Below are 249 nucleotides of genomic sequence, written 5' to 3' on the forward strand. Positions count from 1 at the left end.
CACAAGATTACCGGGCACTTGCCCGGCAATTACAACTGCAACGCTGGCGTTCATCCGCCATCAAAAAAGCTTAAATCTAGTTCAGTCTCAGCTATGTGGGTTAAGTACACTAGGTTGGCTATTGGTAAGCTGTTCTGGGTAATCCAGATTATAGTGTAAACCGCGGCTTTCTTTTCGCTGCATAGCGCAGCGGATAATCAGCTCTGCCACTTGTACTAGGTTCCGTAATTCCAGCAGATTATGGCTGAT

General features: G+C 46.6%; 1 protein-coding gene. It reads right to left on the reverse strand.

Annotated elements, in window-relative coordinates:
* Positions 1–87: 87 nt before the first annotated feature.
* The coding region (locus tag RMT89_RS46405; protein ID WP_399499090.1) for a hypothetical protein at positions 88–249 on the reverse strand (162 nt) is incomplete at its 5' end.

It is taken from the genome of Streptomyces sp. P17, from assembly GCF_032436805.1.
GTDB lineage: Bacteria > Actinomycetota > Actinomycetes > Streptomycetales > Streptomycetaceae > Streptomyces.